This window comes from Nitrosopumilus sp., assembly GCA_029862745.1.
Lineage (GTDB): Archaea > Thermoproteota > Nitrososphaeria > Nitrososphaerales > Nitrosopumilaceae > Nitrosopumilus.
Window position 1 is genome coordinate 108,720 of record JAOTWS010000006.1, and the last position, 16,690, is coordinate 125,409.

At 32.8% G+C, this 16,690-nt stretch carries 18 protein-coding genes; 6 read left to right on the forward strand and 12 right to left on the reverse strand.

The window, feature by feature from the left end:
- The 9 genes from OEM44_07995 to OEM44_08035 all read right to left on the reverse strand — a co-directional run bounded on the left by OEM44_07995 (position 1) and on the right by OEM44_08035 (position 9,142).
- Positions 1-852: a prephenate dehydrogenase gene (locus tag OEM44_07995; GenBank protein ID MDH3516739.1), complete on the reverse strand. Its 852-nt coding sequence runs from the start codon at positions 850-852 to the stop codon at positions 1-3.
- Positions 849-2,189 (reverse strand): aminotransferase class I/II-fold pyridoxal phosphate-dependent enzyme, encoded by a 1,341-nt coding sequence (locus OEM44_08000; GenBank protein MDH3516740.1) that lies wholly within the window; start codon positions 2,187-2,189, stop codon positions 849-851. Before OEM44_08000 ends, OEM44_07995 begins: the two co-directional genes overlap by 4 nt.
- Positions 2,190-2,223: 34 nt before the next feature.
- Positions 2,224-3,321, reverse strand: coding sequence for a chorismate synthase (aroC, locus tag OEM44_08005; protein MDH3516741.1), 1,098 nt, complete (start codon positions 3,319-3,321; stop codon positions 2,224-2,226).
- Between the two features lie 326 nt (positions 3,322-3,647).
- On the reverse strand, positions 3,648-4,919 hold the full coding sequence (gene aroA, locus OEM44_08010; protein ID MDH3516742.1) for a 3-phosphoshikimate 1-carboxyvinyltransferase: 1,272 nt from the start codon (positions 4,917-4,919) through the stop codon (positions 3,648-3,650).
- Positions 4,909-5,763: a shikimate kinase gene (locus OEM44_08015; protein ID MDH3516743.1), complete on the reverse strand. Its 855-nt coding sequence runs from the start codon at positions 5,761-5,763 to the stop codon at positions 4,909-4,911. The genes aroA and OEM44_08015 overlap by 11 nt, the downstream gene beginning before the upstream one ends.
- On the reverse strand, positions 5,763-6,584 hold the full coding sequence (gene aroE, locus OEM44_08020; protein ID MDH3516744.1) for a shikimate dehydrogenase: 822 nt from the start codon (positions 6,582-6,584) through the stop codon (positions 5,763-5,765). The genes OEM44_08015 and aroE overlap by 1 nt, the downstream gene beginning before the upstream one ends.
- Positions 6,585-6,629: 45 nt before the next feature.
- A complete protein-coding gene (gene aroD, locus OEM44_08025; GenBank protein ID MDH3516745.1) occupies positions 6,630-7,304 on the reverse strand; it encodes a type I 3-dehydroquinate dehydratase in 675 nt (224 codons plus the stop codon).
- A gap of 1 nt (position 7,305) precedes the next feature.
- A complete protein-coding gene (locus OEM44_08030; protein MDH3516746.1) occupies positions 7,306-8,367 on the reverse strand; it encodes a 3-dehydroquinate synthase II in 1,062 nt (353 codons plus the stop codon).
- Positions 8,360-9,142, reverse strand: coding sequence for a 2-amino-3,7-dideoxy-D-threo-hept-6-ulosonate synthase (locus OEM44_08035; GenBank protein ID MDH3516747.1), 783 nt, complete (start codon positions 9,140-9,142; stop codon positions 8,360-8,362). Before OEM44_08035 ends, OEM44_08030 begins: the two co-directional genes overlap by 8 nt.
- A 194-nt stretch (positions 9,143-9,336) precedes the next feature.
- On the opposite strand from OEM44_08035, the gene OEM44_08040 reads away from it, so the two are divergent.
- Together OEM44_08040 and OEM44_08045 are read left to right on the forward strand one after the other, a co-directional pair.
- Positions 9,337-9,504: a hypothetical protein gene (locus tag OEM44_08040; protein ID MDH3516748.1), complete on the forward strand. Its 168-nt coding sequence runs from the start codon at positions 9,337-9,339 to the stop codon at positions 9,502-9,504.
- A gap of 781 nt (positions 9,505-10,285) precedes the next feature.
- Positions 10,286-10,888, forward strand: coding sequence for an AsnC family protein (locus tag OEM44_08045; GenBank protein MDH3516749.1), 603 nt, complete (start codon positions 10,286-10,288; stop codon positions 10,886-10,888).
- A gap of 389 nt (positions 10,889-11,277) precedes the next feature.
- Here OEM44_08045 and OEM44_08050 read toward each other — a convergent pair whose 3' ends face one another.
- Positions 11,278-11,700: a DoxX family protein gene (locus OEM44_08050; protein MDH3516750.1), complete on the reverse strand. Its 423-nt coding sequence runs from the start codon at positions 11,698-11,700 to the stop codon at positions 11,278-11,280.
- A 108-nt stretch (positions 11,701-11,808) separates the two neighbouring features.
- Between OEM44_08050 and OEM44_08055 the strand changes: the two genes are divergently transcribed.
- From OEM44_08055 to mqnC, 3 genes are all read left to right on the forward strand, one after another.
- Positions 11,809-12,006 (forward strand): hypothetical protein, encoded by a 198-nt coding sequence (locus OEM44_08055; GenBank protein MDH3516751.1) that lies wholly within the window; start codon positions 11,809-11,811, stop codon positions 12,004-12,006.
- A 535-nt stretch (positions 12,007-12,541) separates the two neighbouring features.
- The gene (locus OEM44_08060) at positions 12,542-12,688 is read left to right on the forward strand and encodes a hypothetical protein (protein ID MDH3516752.1); all 147 of its coding nucleotides are present in this window, start codon (positions 12,542-12,544) and stop codon (positions 12,686-12,688) included.
- Positions 12,689-13,172: 484 nt separating this feature from the next.
- Positions 13,173-14,297 (forward strand): dehypoxanthine futalosine cyclase, encoded by a 1,125-nt coding sequence (gene mqnC / locus OEM44_08065; protein MDH3516753.1) that lies wholly within the window; start codon positions 13,173-13,175, stop codon positions 14,295-14,297.
- On the opposite strand, the gene OEM44_08070 is transcribed toward mqnC, so the two are convergent.
- Positions 14,285-15,727, reverse strand: coding sequence for a menaquinone biosynthesis decarboxylase (locus OEM44_08070; GenBank protein ID MDH3516754.1), 1,443 nt, complete (start codon positions 15,725-15,727; stop codon positions 14,285-14,287). The two genes, mqnC and OEM44_08070, sit on opposite strands and share 13 nt — an antisense overlap.
- A 114-nt stretch (positions 15,728-15,841) precedes the next feature.
- Between OEM44_08070 and OEM44_08075 the strand changes: the two genes are divergently transcribed.
- Positions 15,842-16,072: a hypothetical protein gene (locus tag OEM44_08075; protein MDH3516755.1), complete on the forward strand. Its 231-nt coding sequence runs from the start codon at positions 15,842-15,844 to the stop codon at positions 16,070-16,072.
- A 1-nt stretch (position 16,073) separates the two neighbouring features.
- Here the strand turns inward: OEM44_08075 and OEM44_08080 are convergent, their stop codons facing one another.
- On the reverse strand, positions 16,074-16,448 hold the full coding sequence (locus tag OEM44_08080) for a hypothetical protein (protein MDH3516756.1): 375 nt from the start codon (positions 16,446-16,448) through the stop codon (positions 16,074-16,076).
- Positions 16,449-16,690: the final 242 nt, after the last annotated feature.

The following is a 16,690-nucleotide window of genomic DNA, read 5'->3' on the forward strand; positions in this document are numbered from 1 at the left end:
TTATTTTTCAACAGTTTTTACCATTTTTGATAGTTTTTTGTATGATTCATTTATGTCCTTATGCTTGGCAAGTCTTTCTTGACATTCTTTGATATAATCTATCACTTCCTCTGTCTTTGACTCTTGAATTGAAGTAAGTAACCTACCAATATCTTTCCACAATTCCTCGGCAACTCTACGAATCTCAGGGTTTGCAATAATTGTCTCTATTAGTTCTGGAGATTCAGTCATTATGCTCTCTGCCAATATTTTCTGAACTCTAAAAGTGGTTCCGGACATTTTCTCTGTAAGTAACATTTTTTCATCCTTTGATAGGATGTTTGCAAAAACCAAATTCATTAAATGGGTTAATCCTAAAATGACTGCAATTTTTTTATCATGTTCTGCAGCATCGATTGTAACAAAATTAGCTCCTTCAAAAAGCGTTTTTGCCATCGCTAGTTCTTTTTTAGCATCTTTGATTGGAACTGAAATTATATTTTGTCCTTTAATCGTTTTAATGCCTGGGCCAAACATTGGATGAATACAAATTGGATTAATTTTAGATGGCATTTTTGATAACGAAGTAACTACTTTTGATTTTTCAGATGATATTTCAATAAGATATGTGTCTCGTTTCATCTCCTTTGCAATTAATCTAATAATTTCAGGGGTTCTCCTAGTAGGAGTACATAAAACAACATAATCTGATTTTAAAATTCCGCCTACAAGAGATTCTGCAACTTTAATATCTTTTCCAACTACTTTATTTTCTGAATCATAACCTGTAACCTCAAAACCTTTACTTGTAAAATATTTTGCAAACCATTGGCCCATTTGACCTCCTGCACCTATAACTGTAACTTTTTTCATTTACTTTCACTCATGATATTACTTAGTGTATTCATTCCCTCAATTAGTATTTTTTCGTCTTGACATGCAGATATTCTTATGAAATTTTTATAATTTCCAAATCCATCTCCAGGTGCCACTGCCAGTCCCCTTTCTAAGGCACTGTTAGCAAATCGGACTCCATCAAATTCTTCTTGATTAACTCTTGCAAAAAGATACAACCCTCCATCTGGGATCATAAAGTCTAGTCCTATTTCTTTTGCTTTTTGTACCAATACATCAAGTCTGTTTTTCACAGTATTAGAATTGTTGGATATGTCTGCATCTAGAGCTTTCATAGCAATGTATTGTATAGGTTCTGAGACATTTGTTAGGCACAAAGCCTCTAATTTTGCCATTTTTTCAATGATTTTTGAATTTGCAATGGCATATCCTACTCTAAATCCTGTCATGGCATGAGATTTTGAGAATGAACGTGTGACTATACTTTTCTCATAATTATAATTTAGGATACTTTTCCAACTATTTGTTGAATATTCTGAATAAATCTCATCACTCAATATGTAAAGATCATTTTTTCTAGCTAATTCTACTATGGTGTCTTGAACTGTTTCATTTAGAATTTTACCTGTAGGATTATTTGGATAATTCAATACAATCATTTTTGTATTTGAATTGATTAAATTTTTGATTTGTTCCACTGATGGTTCCCACTTGTCTTCCAAAGTTGTATTGATTGTTCTTACTTTAACTCCTGAATTTAATGCACAGTCTTTGTAAGCTGGCCATGCAGGTTCAATTACAATCATTTCATCTCCAGGATTAAGAAGGGTTGTAATTGCAGTAAAAACTGAGAATCGTGCTCCAGGACTAACGATAATGTTGTCTTGTGTGACTTTTACATTGAATTTCTTATAAATATGGTTTGATAATGCTTCTCTAAATACAGGCATTCCTTTTGATGAGCCATACTTTAGAAATCCTTTGTTGAAAACTTCTTCTAATGCAATCTTTACAATTGGTGGCGGTGGAAAATCTGGTTCCCCTACTTCCATATGAATAATTTTTTTACCTTGTTCTTCAAGTAATTTTGCTTTTAAGAAAATAGATAGATGTGTCTGCTTATCTGATGACTGTACCTTCACAGATTCATTTAACAGAAAATTAAGAAATTTTGTAGCAATTGTTTCATCTAATCCTATGTTTTTACATAATGTTATTACCTTTTCACGTAAATTACTTTCTCGTAATTCATCTGTCACTCCCTTGCCGATATTCTTTTTGACTTGTCCTATTTCTTTTGCAATATCAGTTCTAGTTTTTAGTAATCCTATCATTTGAAGCGTTATATCATCCATTTTATTCCTAAGATCGTTTATGTCTGACATTTTCTTATAATGTAGGTTTGATTGTCCCTGCTAGCAGTGCATGATCTGCAATAGTTAAAGATACAAGCGAATCCACTACAGGAGGAGCTCTTGGCACTACACAAGGATCATGTCGTCCTTTAACCTGAAGATTAGTTTCTTTTTTTGTTTTGATATCTACAGTTTTTTGTTTTTGAGCAATTGATGATGCTGGTTTGAATGCAATTCTCATTGTTATTGGCATACCATTTGAAATGCCACCCAAAATTCCACCTGATCTGTTTGTTTCTGTTACTATTTTTCCTTTTTTGATGGTATACAAATCATTATTTTGAGAACCGTATAATTCTGAACCTTTGAATCCTGAACCAAATTCAATTCCTTTTACTGATGGAATAGAAAAAATTGCTTTACTCAAATCTGATTCTAATGAACTAAAAATTGGTTCTCCTAATCCTGTTGGAACATTTGTTGTAATTGATTCTATAATTCCTCCAAGCGAATCTCCTTTTTTCCTTGCATCAAGAATACTTGCCCTCATATTTTTTGCAGTATTATCTTCAGGACATCTAACTTCATTTTTGTAAATGGAATTAAACATTTTTTCATTAAATTCTTTTTCCATCTTTATTTTTCCAATTTGTGATGTGCAAGAGTGTGTTGTGATACCTAAGGTTACTTTGAGTAGTTTTCTGGCAATTGCCCCGCCCATAACATGGGTTGCAGTTAATCTTCCTGAGAATCTTCCACCGCCTCTATAATCATTGTAGTGATTATATTTTATCATGGCAGGGTAATCTGAATGTCCTGGTCTTAGTTTTGTTTTCAAATTTTCATAATCTTTTGATTTTTGATCACTATTCCAAATCACCATAGTAATTGGGGCCCCTGTAGTATAACCTCTAAACACGCCTGAGATAATTTCTACAATATCGCCCTCTTTTCTTTGAGTTGAGATTAAATTTTGCCCTGGTTTCCTAAGATCTAGCATTTTTTGAATATCTTCTTCATCAATTTCCAATCCTGCAGGACATCCGTCTAAAACTGCACCAATTGATTTCCCATGACTTTCTCCAAAACTTGTTAAAACAAGACGCTGGCCAATAGAACTTCCCGGCAACATACTATCAAAGCTAAATGATGCTTATAATTCCTCATTCTGAATTTTTTTAATGGTTTTATTCTGATCCACACATATTCCTAAGAATTTATAATCAGTTGTTAATATTTACAAATTAATAGGCAATAATACGAAATATTCTCATTATATTCTTAAATAATAGAATAACATATACAATACATGCAAAAACATGTAAATTATAAAGCATGATTTGCGCGGCTCTGCGAAAAAGACATGTTATCTGCACGAAAGTGCAGTGAGTGAAGAGAATGCTTTTCACTCTATACAGAGTCGCGCCTTTTACATTTAGAATTATTTTTTAGAAAGTTCTATTCTAATAATTGGATTTTTGCACCTAGACGTTTCATCTCTTCAACAAAATTTGGATATGACACTTTGACTGATTCTGGGTCTGTGATGGTGCAATTACCAACATACATTCCTGCGATACAAAATGCCATAAATAACCGGTGGTCATTTTCTGCATTCAATTCTGCACTACTCAATTCTTCTGATGGCTCTAAAATCATACCATCTACATTCTCTTGAATTCTAATTCCTAATTTTACCATCTCTCTTGTGATGATTGCGATTCTGTCTGTTTCTTTTAATCTTGCATGTTTGACATTAATTATTTCAATTGGTTTTAGTGATTTTAGTGCTAGTATAGACAAGGGTGGAAGAAGATCAGGGGAATTACTCAAATCAAATTTACCACCGTTTAATTTTTCAGGAGATTTAATTTTTATTTCATCATTATCAATTATTACTGAAACTCCCAATTGCTCTAAAATATCTATAAACACTTCATCACCTTGAGGTAAATTCCCAATACTTCCTTTAATTATAACTTCTTGACCATTTAACACATTAGCTGAAAGAAGAAGTGCTAAACTTGAAAAATCAATTGGAATTGTGAATGCAGTTTCTTTGTAAATCTGTGGCGAGATATTATATCTTTTGTAAGGAATTAATGTTTGCACTGACACACCAAATGTTCTCATTACTGCAATTGTTGCATCAAGATAGGGTTTCGATACCAAGTTTCCTTCAATTATTAAATTAATTCCTTTTTCAGTTAGTGGAGCACAAATTAAAAGTGAGGATATGAATTGACTAGAGAAATTTCCTGGAATGGTGACATCTCCTCCTGAAATTTTTCCTTTAATTTTGATTGGGGGTTTTCCATCTGAGGATTGACACTGTGCACCCATACTTGATAATGCATCTAGAAGAGATTGCATTGGTCTTTTTTGAAGACTAGAATCTCCAGTGAGTGTGATTTCATCTGAAAATAAACTTGCTATGCCTGCAGCAATTCTAATTGTGGTACCTGAATTTTCTGCATTTATTTCAGATACATGTGTTCCTATTTTTATTGGGTTTTTGACAATTATAGATGAATTTTCCATCTCAAACTTGGCTCCAAATTTTTTACATGCCTCAATTGTTGCAATGGTGTCTGCTGAAAGTAATATGTTATCTACCCTGCTATTTTTTCCTGCAAGTGATGCAAGAAAAATTGCTCTGTGGGTATAACTTTTATTTGCTGGACACAAAATTGTTCCAGAAATTTTTGATTTTTCAACTTTACACTTCATGGACTTCTGCCTTTTCGTTATTAATTTTTGAAACTATTATGTTGCCTTCCAACACTGAGAATATTTTTTTTATTGCTACTTCATTTTCTTTTTTAACTACTGCTGCAATAGATGGTCCATTACCTGAAACAGATGCTGCCAGTGCACCTTTTTCAATTAAATCTGTAATTATTTTAGGATTTGAATTTAAAATTGATGCTGTTGCAAGTCCATTAATTGTCATAGATTCCCAGTAGTTTGCCTTTCTTGCTAATTCCCATGCCACTGCAAAAACAGATGATAAAATTTTTAATTTTTTTAAATTTCCTCTTTTTCTATTTTTTGGAATAAATATAACTGCAACTAAATTTGATGGTCCTTTCTCAAAATGAATTCTTTTTTTCTTTGCATTATCTGTTACATTAAATCCTCCATAATAACAAGAACATGCATCATCATATGCTCCTGTAATACTTACTTTGGATTCTATTGATGCATCAACTCCTGCAAGTAGTATTTGTTGATCAGTAAGTTTTGGTTTGAATATTTTTGCACATGCTAGAGCAATTGCCGAAGAAATCGCACTTGAACTTTTAAGACCATATCCAGTTGGAATTTCGGAATCAAGAGTAATCATAATCTTATTTTGCTCTAAATCTTTTTTTGAGACTATCTTTTCAACTGTTTTGTTAATCAGACGAGAACTAAGACTTTGGTTTTCAGATTGAATAACAATTCCCTTACCTTGTGTGCTTTCAACTGTTGCTTCTACTTTTAAGGAAATCCCTAACGTTGCACCTTTTTGATTTGCAATCGCATTTACAAGTGAAATTGCCCCATGGACTGTAGCTTTTGCCTTTGCCATCAAAATCCTCCTAGAAGTGCTCTTTTCATGGCATTATAAGGTGCTTCTATGCCATGCCAAATCTCAAATGCTCTGATTGCCTGACCTAATAACATTTCATAGCCAAAAATTATGATTGCGTTTTTTTCTTTTGCTTTTTTGATAAAATCTGTATTAATTGGCATGTATACTATATCATACACAATTGTCTTCTCGTTAATTCCGTCGAGTGGTATGATGCTTGATTCGTTTTTCAGACCTATTGACGTTGCATTAACTATAATGTCATACTCTTTTCCTATGTTTTTGACTTGCTCAATTTTAATTGCATTGGCATTCAAACCAATTTGTTCTGAAAACTTTACAAGCTTTTCTGCATTTTCTAATGTTCTATTTGTAATTGTAATGCTTTTAGCTTTTTCTTTGGAAAATCCTGCAACAATTGCTCTTGCTGCTCCACCGGCTCCAATAAGAAGAACTTTTTTGTTTATTATATCTAATTTTTTTTTCTTAAATGGATCTAAGAATCCATCCATATCTGTGTTGTATCCTTTAAGAATTCCATCCTTATTTGTAACTGTGTTAACAGCCCCAATCAAACTACAAGATTCATCAGTTTTATCCAAATACTTCATCATCTCTACTTTATGTGGTATGGTGACATTGAATCCATCAATCTTGATTTTTTTTAATCCTTCAATTCCTTCTTCTAATTCTCCCTTTGGAATTCTATATGCAATGTATGACGAATCTAAATTTAATTCTCTAAATGCCGCACTATGAATATTTGGAGATAATGAATGATCAATAGGGTCTCCAATTACTGCAAATGATTTTCCCATTATTGTCTTCAAAGATATGATTGATTTAAACTCTCAACTGCTGTTTTAATTTTTTTTTAAATTTATAATTTTTTTAATTTCATCAACACTAAACTGTCCTGGTGCTACTGCTTTACCTAATGAGACATATGTGTAGGGGCTACCTAAATACAGGCATAAAATTCGTGAAATTCTGCCCAAATCACCCATTGCAAATGCGATTAAATTATTCTTCCCTTTTTTACTGTAAAGTTCTAGCATTCGGGTAGAGTCATCTGTTGATTTTGCAGTAGACACAATTTTGAGATTGGATGAAAACTTGCTCATTTGATTCATTTTATTTTTTAGTTCGATGGTACTTGGTGTTTTCTTAAAATCATGCCAGGATACAAGTAATTTTGTATTTGTATCTTTTAGATATTTTACTAATAATGAGTTCTTTCTTAGAGTGTTAAATTCAATATCTAGCAAGTATGGGGTATATTCTGCGATTAATTTTAAGATTGAAATTCTTTCTTTTTCACTACCTGTGAATTTTCCGCCTTCTGTTTTTGGCCTTAATGTGCATACAATTCTATTTAGATCTTTTTTGATCATATCTATTGTTTCAGGTATTTGTTCTGCCTTTAAAAAATCAAATCTAACTTCAACAAAATCGGATTTTGTTAGCGCAGTCTTTAATGTTTTTTTGATTTTATTTGGTGTTTCCTCTACAATAGACACACATGTTTTGTACTTCATGTTATTTTTCTAGAATGTATTCATCAGACACTTCCATTCCAAAATGTCTGCCAGTTGCTGGCTTTGCATGTACCATAACGGTGTCTCCTTTTTTTAGATGCGTTACAGATACTAGTTGTCCATTTGGTCTTACAAATCTAATTGTTTCAGCATCCTGTGCTATTATGCCGCCTATTTCTCCTCCAACAGAAGCTTTGATCATTAGCATTGGTCTTCTTTCTATTTTTGATCTTCCTACAGTAGCTCTTCTTGCTTTTCCTTTAGAATTGAGAATTAATACTTCAGAACCTGTTTCAACCTCTGAGAGATAGTTGGTTGTTCCATCAGGTGAAAGAGTATAGCAATGAACTGCTCCTGCATTAACTCTAAATGGTCTTGGTGACGTAAATGAAGATCCTACTGATTCATTATGAACTAGAAACAAAAAGTTTGATCTGCTACCAATTAACATACCTTCTCCTTTATGGAGTATTGATGCCGTATCTACACACACGCGCTCTCCGTCTCCTACCTCTTTGATTTCAATAATCTTAGCAGGTTTCATCTCAAAACTTCTAGTTCCAAGATACACCATAGCCTCTCTCACTTCAGTAATTGACGATGTGCTGAAAATTACTCCGTCTACTCCCACTTCTAAGATTGAAAACATTTTTCTCACTTCCTCAGGGGTTCTAGCTATTGCAAAAATTTTGGTGTGTATTTTATGTAGTTTAGCAATAATGTTTTCCAAAGGAATGATTTTCCAATCTTTCACTTCTACAATAACAAAATCTAATCCTTGTTTGGCATTAGATAAGATATTCTCAATATCTAAGTTTGATAATACTTGGAATTTTCTTCCAACCTTCTTACGTTTTGGTTTAACACTACCTTCTTTTTCCAGTACAACATAATTTGATGAATTTGATGGAAAGACTGTTTGAAGTTTAGTTTTTACTTTGGTTAGTTTTTTTGGGTCAAGGTACACCATTTGGATTCCCTCTTCTTCTAATTGAACAATAAATTTGGATAGTTGTGCTTGACTCACTTTAGGTAAAATTATTAATTCTCTTGTTTTACTCAATTTTCTTCAATGCTTCCTTTGCGGTTCCTTTTCTGAAAATTATTTCAGATAATGCTTCTACCATTTTTTCAGGTGTTTTATGTGCAAAGATATTCCTGCCATATGTGACTCCTTTAGCTCCTGCAGTCATGACATCCTCAGTCATTTGAAGAATATCTAAATCTGTTTTTGCTTTTGGTCCGCCTGCAATTACAATTGGGACAGGTGTACTTTTTACAATTTTAGCAAAAGAGTCAATATCTCCTGTGTATAATGTTTTGATAATATCGGCACCACATTCTGCTCCAATTCTTGAAACATGTCCTACAATTTCCGGATCATGTGGATCTTTGATGTTTTCACCTCTTGGATACATCATTGCTAAAAGAGGCATTCCCCATTTGTGGCATTGATCTGCAGTCATCCCAAGTTGTTCTAACATCTCAGGTTCTTCCTTACCCCCAATGTTGATGTGGAGTGAAATTCCATCTGCACCCATTGCAACTGCTTCTTTAACAGTGCCTGTTAGCATTTTTCTATTAGGTGATAGTGATAATGATGTACTACTTGAAAGATGAACTAGAATTCCAATTTTAGTTGGTCTAGATAATGCTTTGAGTATTCCTTTATTGATTATAACACTTGTTAAACCACGACCTTCACATTTGTAAATAGTCGATGTTGGATCTTCAAGTCCTTTGATTGGGCCATTTGAAATTCCATGATCCATTGGGATACACAGCATTCTTCCTTTCCTGAGAATTCGATTAAGTCGGATTTGGTTACCAGATACCATGGATTGTCTGGATTTTGCGCCCTACTTAAAAATAACGTGCTCTGAGGTTAGACCTATTAAAGTTCAAACACATCAATCACAATCAAAAATCACGTATTCTCGCTTAAAATAATTCATTTAGATTTTTGTATGACTGTATTTTTCCTTTCATAAAGATAGTTTGATATTTAGGTATGCACTCCATTTTGAGATATATGGCAACCAAATCTAAAACCAAATCTACCACCAAATCTAAACCAAAGGCCAAGAAACCAAAAGCTAGTAAAAAAGTAAAAGCCAAGACTGAGTCCTATGACGATCTGTACAAAAAAATTACTGATCTGGAATCAAAAATCAATGATATTGAAAAAACAATGCCTTGATTATTCTTTGTACGTACACTTCAATTAGATCGGCAAAGTCTTGATTATCTGATGATGATGTATTTAGATCATGATTTATCAATAATGTTAGATTCATTTGGACACAGATGATTTCAACTCACAAAAAATATCTAATACCTAACAAGAGGCACAAAAGCTGCTGAAGAAGTTTAGCAAAAAAACCAACATAAAAACTAGCAGGAAACAAACCTAAACAAAAGTTCATTTGCTTGAAATCTAATCTGATTCGATATTCAATGAAATTAAAAATCATATCTGAAAAACGTTGATCTAACATCGATTTAGGGGGAGAGGCGTTCTAAAATTATCTTAGTCATAGGTCTAAATCATAAGAATACATCTAAACAGATCTTATTTCTATCTATTTTGCGATTTTTTTGTACTTCCTCTTTGTCGCCGAATCGATTCTACTAAAATGTCTTCCATTAGTGACAAATACAATTCGTTTGGCTTGCAGGTTTGATTATGAGATAATAGTTTCTCACAATATTTCCTTTCCTCTAGGGTCAATTGTGAAGAACAAGAATAATTTTTCTCAATTGCCAAATCATACAAAAACAGATAATATTCTTTTATGACCTCTTTGTCTCTCAAATCTTGCATGATCATTTTGTATCATGATATTATCACATGCAAACTATTTGGATTCTACCACACCTTTTCATCTGTCAAAGTTCATGATTTGAATTTTTTAACAATTTTGGTTCAATTTTTGAACACTTGGTAGTATCTTTACACATAGTAATCCCATGACATGACAATGACAGAACCACTCACGCAGCAAAATAAAGAAATACTCATAGATGCAGTGGATAAACAGATCCTAAACCTGCTAATTGCAAACGCAAGAGACTCTACTAGAACAATTGTAAAAAAACTTGCAGGAATGGGGACAAAAATGTCTGAGCGTGGAATAGGTAAAAGAATTGCAAGACTCGAAAAATTGGGGGTAATTCATGGTTACACTACCATGGTAGATCTACATCAGGTCAACATGTCGATTTTACGTCTGATTACAATAAAATTCACATCTTCAAAAGACTATGTAACAAGATTGGCAGAGATGAAAGATCATCTTGCAAATGCCCCATACTGTGACTTTTCGGCAAGAACCAACGGTAACATAGACTGGATTGAATTGAAATTCTTTAACAATCATGAACAAGCAAAACAAGAAGAAGATTTGTATCGTGCATGGTTTGGAGATATAATAGAAGATTATAGGTCGTATGATCTTGACATACATAAGATGGGTTGGCAATTATTTGACGAGAATGACTTTGATAGATTTATCAAAAATACTTGTAAAAAAGAGGGAACAGAGATACACCCAAACATAACAAACGAAAAATCTAAAAAATAATCTTGAATGCAAATAATTTGATTGCATAGAATCAGTACATCACATTTGATTAACTGAGAATAAAAAATTTTTACATTCACGAATAAGGTATAATCTAGGCATTAGTATTCAGAAGATAGATTATTTCGTGAATAACTTACTCAATTTTTGAATAAAATTAATCTAAAAAGTTAGATCTATCTCAAATACGTTTGACACCGTACTTTCAATATGAGCACATACAACATACAAACAGTACATCATCCAAGAACACAAAAACAAAACTTGGACTAAAGGAATGAGTGATACATATCACATGGGCCAGATGAACGTAAACATTTGAATTATAATTTAGAGAAACCTAATTCTCTAACCTCAAAAAACCATTTCAAGAAATGGGTAAAAAATTTCTATTGTAAAAATTTTGGTAATTTTTTAATTAAACTTGCAATTGCTATTCTACCTGGGCCTATCGCCACTATTGAGAATACTGCTACAAGCATCACAAGATCCCATTCCCAACCTCCCTGGGATACAAAGAATCCATTTTCCCATCTAACATGAAATATTGCACCCAATAAAATTATAGAAAATACTACCCCAGCAATTCTAGTAAAAATTCCTGTAATTAGAAACACTCCTCCAATAAACTCCGTTAATGCAATTGGAAGTTGTAATTCTGGAGGTACTCCTATTCCTACTAACCATTCTTGCCAAGTAGGATCAAATTTCTTTAAACTGTGAACAATAAATATCGCACCAATTGAAGCACGAATTCCCCAATGAGTGATATCATGTAAGATGTTTTCATTCATCTTGATTTCAGTTAGCATTTTAAATTAAATTGAAAAATTTTCTTAAAAAGATTTATCCACTTTACATAGATTAATCTGAAATGAATTTGGTGGTTTTCTTAAATATATTTATGAATTATTAAAACTATGGGACAAGTCTGTACTGGATTGTGTAGTAGATTCAAACCTACTGGATTTAGAAATAATTTACGATACAAAATTGGTCAAAAGTGGTGTTCACTTTGTGCATTATTTTTCATGACTCAACAAAATACTTGTCCATGTTGTAAAACTAGATTAAGATCTAGTCCAAGGAGTAAAAAGGATGAAATGCAAAGAATGTAATCACGAAAAAGGAAAATGCGAGTGTCTCTGTTGCTGTTCTATTTCACAAATTGGATGCATATATTGCATTTTACCAGTTTTTGGATATCGACAAATTAAAAAAATTATTAGAAAAATTAAAGATCCTGTTTAAGTCCATTAATTTTTATGCAAATTTGATTTCTTTATTTTCATTTTTAATTTGAATGTGTAAGGATTGCAAACGCAAAAACTATTATCACTAATACATAAGATAGAACGTGATTGTGTTTTACACTGAAATTTATGATCTTAGAAATTAGGCGCACTTTATATTGAATCTTCACAAAATACACACGGCTACAAGACGCAAAAATTCATGAAATTTACAGAACATATAGAATACACAAAAAATAGAAATCACATAATAAATAATTTGAATCTTTTATCCATACAAAGATAAATAATTTGATTCAATGAAGCCCATGGTTTTTGTAATGTTTTTAGACGTTAGTCTAATAGACAACAGAATAAATTCACATGTGGTTTTAATAGAGAAAACAAATAACAGTATGACATGCCAAAAAGAGTAACCATAATGCTTGATGATGATTTGGTATCTAAGCTTCGAAAGATTCAGGCAGAACAAATCAAAAAATCAGAAGGCAGTATAAGTTTCACACATGTAATCAATGAAATGCTTAGAAAAGAACTGAAAGGCTAAACCAAGTATTTTGTGTCAATATCTTGTAATTTCTATCTATGAGTATTAGAGAGTATGTGGCAATATCTTGTAATTTCTATCTATGAGTATTAGAGAGTATGTGTCAATATCTTGTAATTTCTATCTATGAGTATTAGAGAGTATGTGGCAATCTCTAAAAAAGTTGGACTATAAATTCTAAGTTCTCAATCGTATTTTAAAAGATAGCAGTATTGATTATTCATCTTAATGGAGGTTTGTGCAAGACTAGAATATGTGGACTGGGAATTTAGCGGGGTTTTTAAGCCTAATGCTATTCTTATGACAAATATTTTTTGAGTTTAGATAAGATGAATCGCAGGGTAGCATACTTATAAAAAAAATAACATGGATCGATAAGATCATATTTCTTATGGATCTAGCCCAAATCCTTTGTTTTGTTTAATTTTTTTTGTTTCTTTTTTCTACCAAGAGTTAAATAGAAATTCTAAAGGATGAAGATCACTTGAGTCAAACTACTGAACAGATACAAAAAAGTGATATCAAAGATATTTTAGAAAATTCTCTTAAGGGAAAAAGACCTGAACCTGAAGACTGTCTAAGACTTTTAGAGTCTAACGATGTTCACCTTATGGGTCTTGTTTCGGGGCATCTTACAAGAAAGCAGTTTGGCAAAAAGGCATCATTTGTAAACAACATTATTTTGAATTATACCAATGTCTGCATCACTGATTGTAAGTTTTGTGCATTTTATAGATCTCCTGGTGCTGAAGATTCCTATACTTTAACTCTTGATCAGATTGAATCTAGAGTAAAAACTGCATATGACATGTTTAAGATCCGACAAGTTTTGATTCAGGGCGGACATAATCCAAATTTGAAGATTGAATATTATGAAAATGCATTTAGAATGATTCGTAAGAAATTTCCGGAAGTTGGAGTTCATGGTTTATCAACGTCAGAAATTGACATGATTGCAAAAGTTGAAAAATCATCTACAAAAGAAATTTTATCTAGATTAAAAGATGCAGGTCTACAATCAATTCCAGGTGCAGGAGCTGAGATATTAACTGACTCTGTTAAAGAAATTATCAGTCCAAAGAAAATTTCCAGTGATGCTTGGATTAAAATTATGGATGAAGCACATTTCCTTGGAATTCCATCTTCTGCAACAATGATGTATGGTCATGTTGAAAACAATAATGATATTGTTGAACATTTTTACAAACTTGTAAGACTTCAAGAAAAAACTAAAGGATTCATGGCATTCATTCCATGGAATTTTGAACCAAACAACACTTTGATGCATGAAGAAGGAATTGTTGAATATGGAACAGGTGGAATCCAATTATTGAAAATGATTGCAATATCTAGATTGGTTTTTGATGGATTAATCCCACACATTCAATCTTCATGGCTAACTAATGGTGTAGGTATGGCTCAATTAGCATTACAATATGGAGCAGATGATTTTGGCGGGACTCTTATTGGCGAAGAAGTTGTTTCATGTACAGGAGCACGTTCCACTGAACTTACGGACAAAATAATCATAGATGCAATTCATCAAATTGGCTACCAAGTAGAAGAGAGGGATAACTTTTACAATCATGTTGCCGTCTATAATCCATAATCTGACCATTTAGAATCTACTAAGTTCTTTGTTTTATCATCAACCTTGACTATTTTTTGAATTTCTCTCTCATATCCCTCTTCTTTTGTTTTTTGGGTTGCATCAATTCCCATCTTAGAACCTAGATTTACAAATGGTGATGCAGGATCGAGTGTATCTGTAGGAGTGTTGTTAATGATGAGAGTATCTCGTGACGGATCTGCCCTTGTAGTAATAGCCCAGATCACATCATTGATATCGTGAACGTTGATGTCTTCATCTACGACTACAAACATCTTTGTTAATGAAAGTTGTCCCATACCCCATAAACCCATCATTACTTTTTTTGCTTGACCTGGATATCTTTTTTTGATCGATATGATGGCAAATCCTTGGAACCATCCTGCGGCTGGCATACTAAAGTCAATTACCTCTGGATGGAACATTTGGATTAGTGGTAAAAATGAACGTTCAATTACTTTTCCAATGTATGCATCTTCAAGAATAGGTTTTCCAACTACCGTTGTAACATACACTGGTTTTTTTCTGCGCATAATTCCAGTTAATGTGAATGTTGGGTATGGTTCGATTGGTGTGTAATATCCTGTATGATCTCCAAAAGGTCCTTCATCCCTAATATCCACTGGGTCCACATACCCTTCTAAAACAATTTCTGCATTTGCAGGAACATCCAAATCAATTGTTTTACATTTTACAGTCTTAATTCCTTCTTTTCTTGTAATCCCTGCAAACAAGTACTTATCCAATCCTTCAGGTACTGGCGCAATTGATGAAAATATTGTTGCAGGATCACCTCCAATGATTATGGCTGCTGGAATTTTTTCACCTTTGTCTTTTGAAATATCGCTGTGATGAGCTCCTCTCTTATGTTTTTGCCAATGCATTAATGCATGTGTTTTATCAATTATTTGTATTCTATATACTCCTAGATTTCTTACTCCTGTTTCAGGATGTTTGGTTGCAACTAATCCCAGAGTAATGAATCTACCTGCGTCATGTGGCCAGGATTTTAGAATTGGTATATTATCAAATGTTGCATCATTTGATGTTATTTCAGTTACTGGTCCACTTGTTTCTGATTTTGGAAATGATGCAGTCATCTTTGAAAGTTCTGGGAGTTTTTTAATTTTATTTAGTAATCCTGAGGGAATATCCATTTTTGTCATATCTACAATACGTTTACCTATTTCTGTAAAATCTGTCATTTCCAACCCAATCTCCAATCGCCTCACAGATCCAAATGCATTTCCTAATACTGGCATGTCATATCCTTTTACATTTTGGAAAAGAATTGCAGGACCGTTAGAATACATTCCTCTTCTTAATATTTCTGCAATTTCTAAATCAGAGTCAACCTCAGTTTCCACTCTCTTTAATTCTCCATATTTTTCAAGTTCTGTGATGAATCCATGTATGTCTTCTATTGTCACAAATCATCTGAAGTCCGTTCAAGTATAAGCTTAACTCGTTTTCAAGAAAAACATATTTTATTAAAATTCTTTTAAGAACTGTTTTTTAATTATTATTTTAAACCAAAAGCAATAGTGACAAATACAAAATGTGCAGTTTGTAATGGAAATGGAATTATAGAATTACTTGGTTCTGAATGTCCTTTTTGTAATGGAACTGGAGAACCAAATAAATCTGCTAAATCATATTTTAAATCCCACATCTGCCAGTGTGTTTTGCTTGATAGAAAAAGATGTCCTTTGTGTGGAAAGCGATGTCATCATGATACTCCCAATAAACCTAAAATTCTATTAAATTCAGAATAGTCTACATTGGTGGTAGTTCAGTTTTTTTATCATGTCCACCTGAACCAAATTTACAATAAAAACATAATTCTGATTCCATATATTTTAACTGTTCAATTTGAATTGCCCCAAGTTTTAGAGCAATCTTTGTAAGAATTTTGTATTTTAATGGCATCGCAGGGATCACTTCTTCTAGGTAAACTTTGTAATGATCTGGACAAAACTTGAGAGTGACCTTTGATGGTTCTTTGCCTTTTTGATTTACTTGTTTTGTAAAATTGATCTGTTCTCTAATGTATTCATGTTTTGGACATGGACAATCTTTCCCTCCAGGATGTTTGTAAGCTGGTATATTCTTCCAATCAAACTCAGGGTATTCTTTTTCAAAATCATCCATAAACAGAGTATGTTATTTATGCATATAAAACTTGATCAAGACTAATTGTGGTAATCAACCCAAATGTACATAAACCCCGGATTATTCAAACAGACTATGGCAGCTGCTAAAAAGCTAGGAAAACAAGATCTTGAAGACAAGATTGCCAAATTAGAAGCAAAATTAAGTGAACTTTCTACTAAGTTAGAGGAAAAGCCAGCTGAGGTAAAGCCAGCTGAGGTAAAGCCAGCTGAGGTAAAGCC

Excerpts from the sequence above, each read along its gene's own strand:
- OEM44_07995 (MDH3516739.1), bottom strand. The coding sequence starts at position 852 with ATGAAAAAAGTTACAGTTATAGGTGCAGGAGGTCAAATGGGCCAATGG.
- OEM44_08000 (MDH3516740.1), bottom strand. The coding sequence starts at position 2,189 with ATGGATGATATAACGCTTCAAATGATAGGATTACTAAAAACTAGAACT.
- aroC (MDH3516741.1), bottom strand. The coding sequence starts at position 3,321 with ATGTTGCCGGGAAGTTCTATTGGCCAGCGTCTTGTTTTAACAAGTTTT.
- aroA (MDH3516742.1), bottom strand. The coding sequence starts at position 4,919 with ATGAAGTGTAAAGTTGAAAAATCAAAAATTTCTGGAACAATTTTGTGT.
- OEM44_08015 (MDH3516743.1), bottom strand. The coding sequence starts at position 5,763 with ATGGCAAAGGCAAAAGCTACAGTCCATGGGGCAATTTCACTTGTAAAT.
- aroE (MDH3516744.1), bottom strand. The coding sequence starts at position 6,584 with ATGGGAAAATCATTTGCAGTAATTGGAGACCCTATTGATCATTCATTA.
- aroD (MDH3516745.1), bottom strand. The coding sequence starts at position 7,304 with ATGAAGTACAAAACATGTGTGTCTATTGTAGAGGAAACACCAAATAAA.
- OEM44_08035 (MDH3516747.1), bottom strand. The coding sequence starts at position 9,142 with ATGGTATCTGGTAACCAAATCCGACTTAATCGAATTCTCAGGAAAGGA.
- OEM44_08040 (MDH3516748.1), top strand. The coding sequence starts at position 9,337 with ATGGCAACCAAATCTAAAACCAAATCTACCACCAAATCTAAACCAAAG.
- OEM44_08045 (MDH3516749.1), top strand. The coding sequence starts at position 10,286 with ATGACAGAACCACTCACGCAGCAAAATAAAGAAATACTCATAGATGCA.
- OEM44_08050 (MDH3516750.1), bottom strand. The coding sequence starts at position 11,700 with ATGCTAACTGAAATCAAGATGAATGAAAACATCTTACATGATATCACT.
- OEM44_08055 (MDH3516751.1), top strand. The coding sequence starts at position 11,809 with ATGGGACAAGTCTGTACTGGATTGTGTAGTAGATTCAAACCTACTGGA.
- OEM44_08060 (MDH3516752.1), top strand. The coding sequence starts at position 12,542 with ATGCCAAAAAGAGTAACCATAATGCTTGATGATGATTTGGTATCTAAG.
- OEM44_08080 (MDH3516756.1), bottom strand. The coding sequence starts at position 16,448 with ATGGATGATTTTGAAAAAGAATACCCTGAGTTTGATTGGAAGAATATA.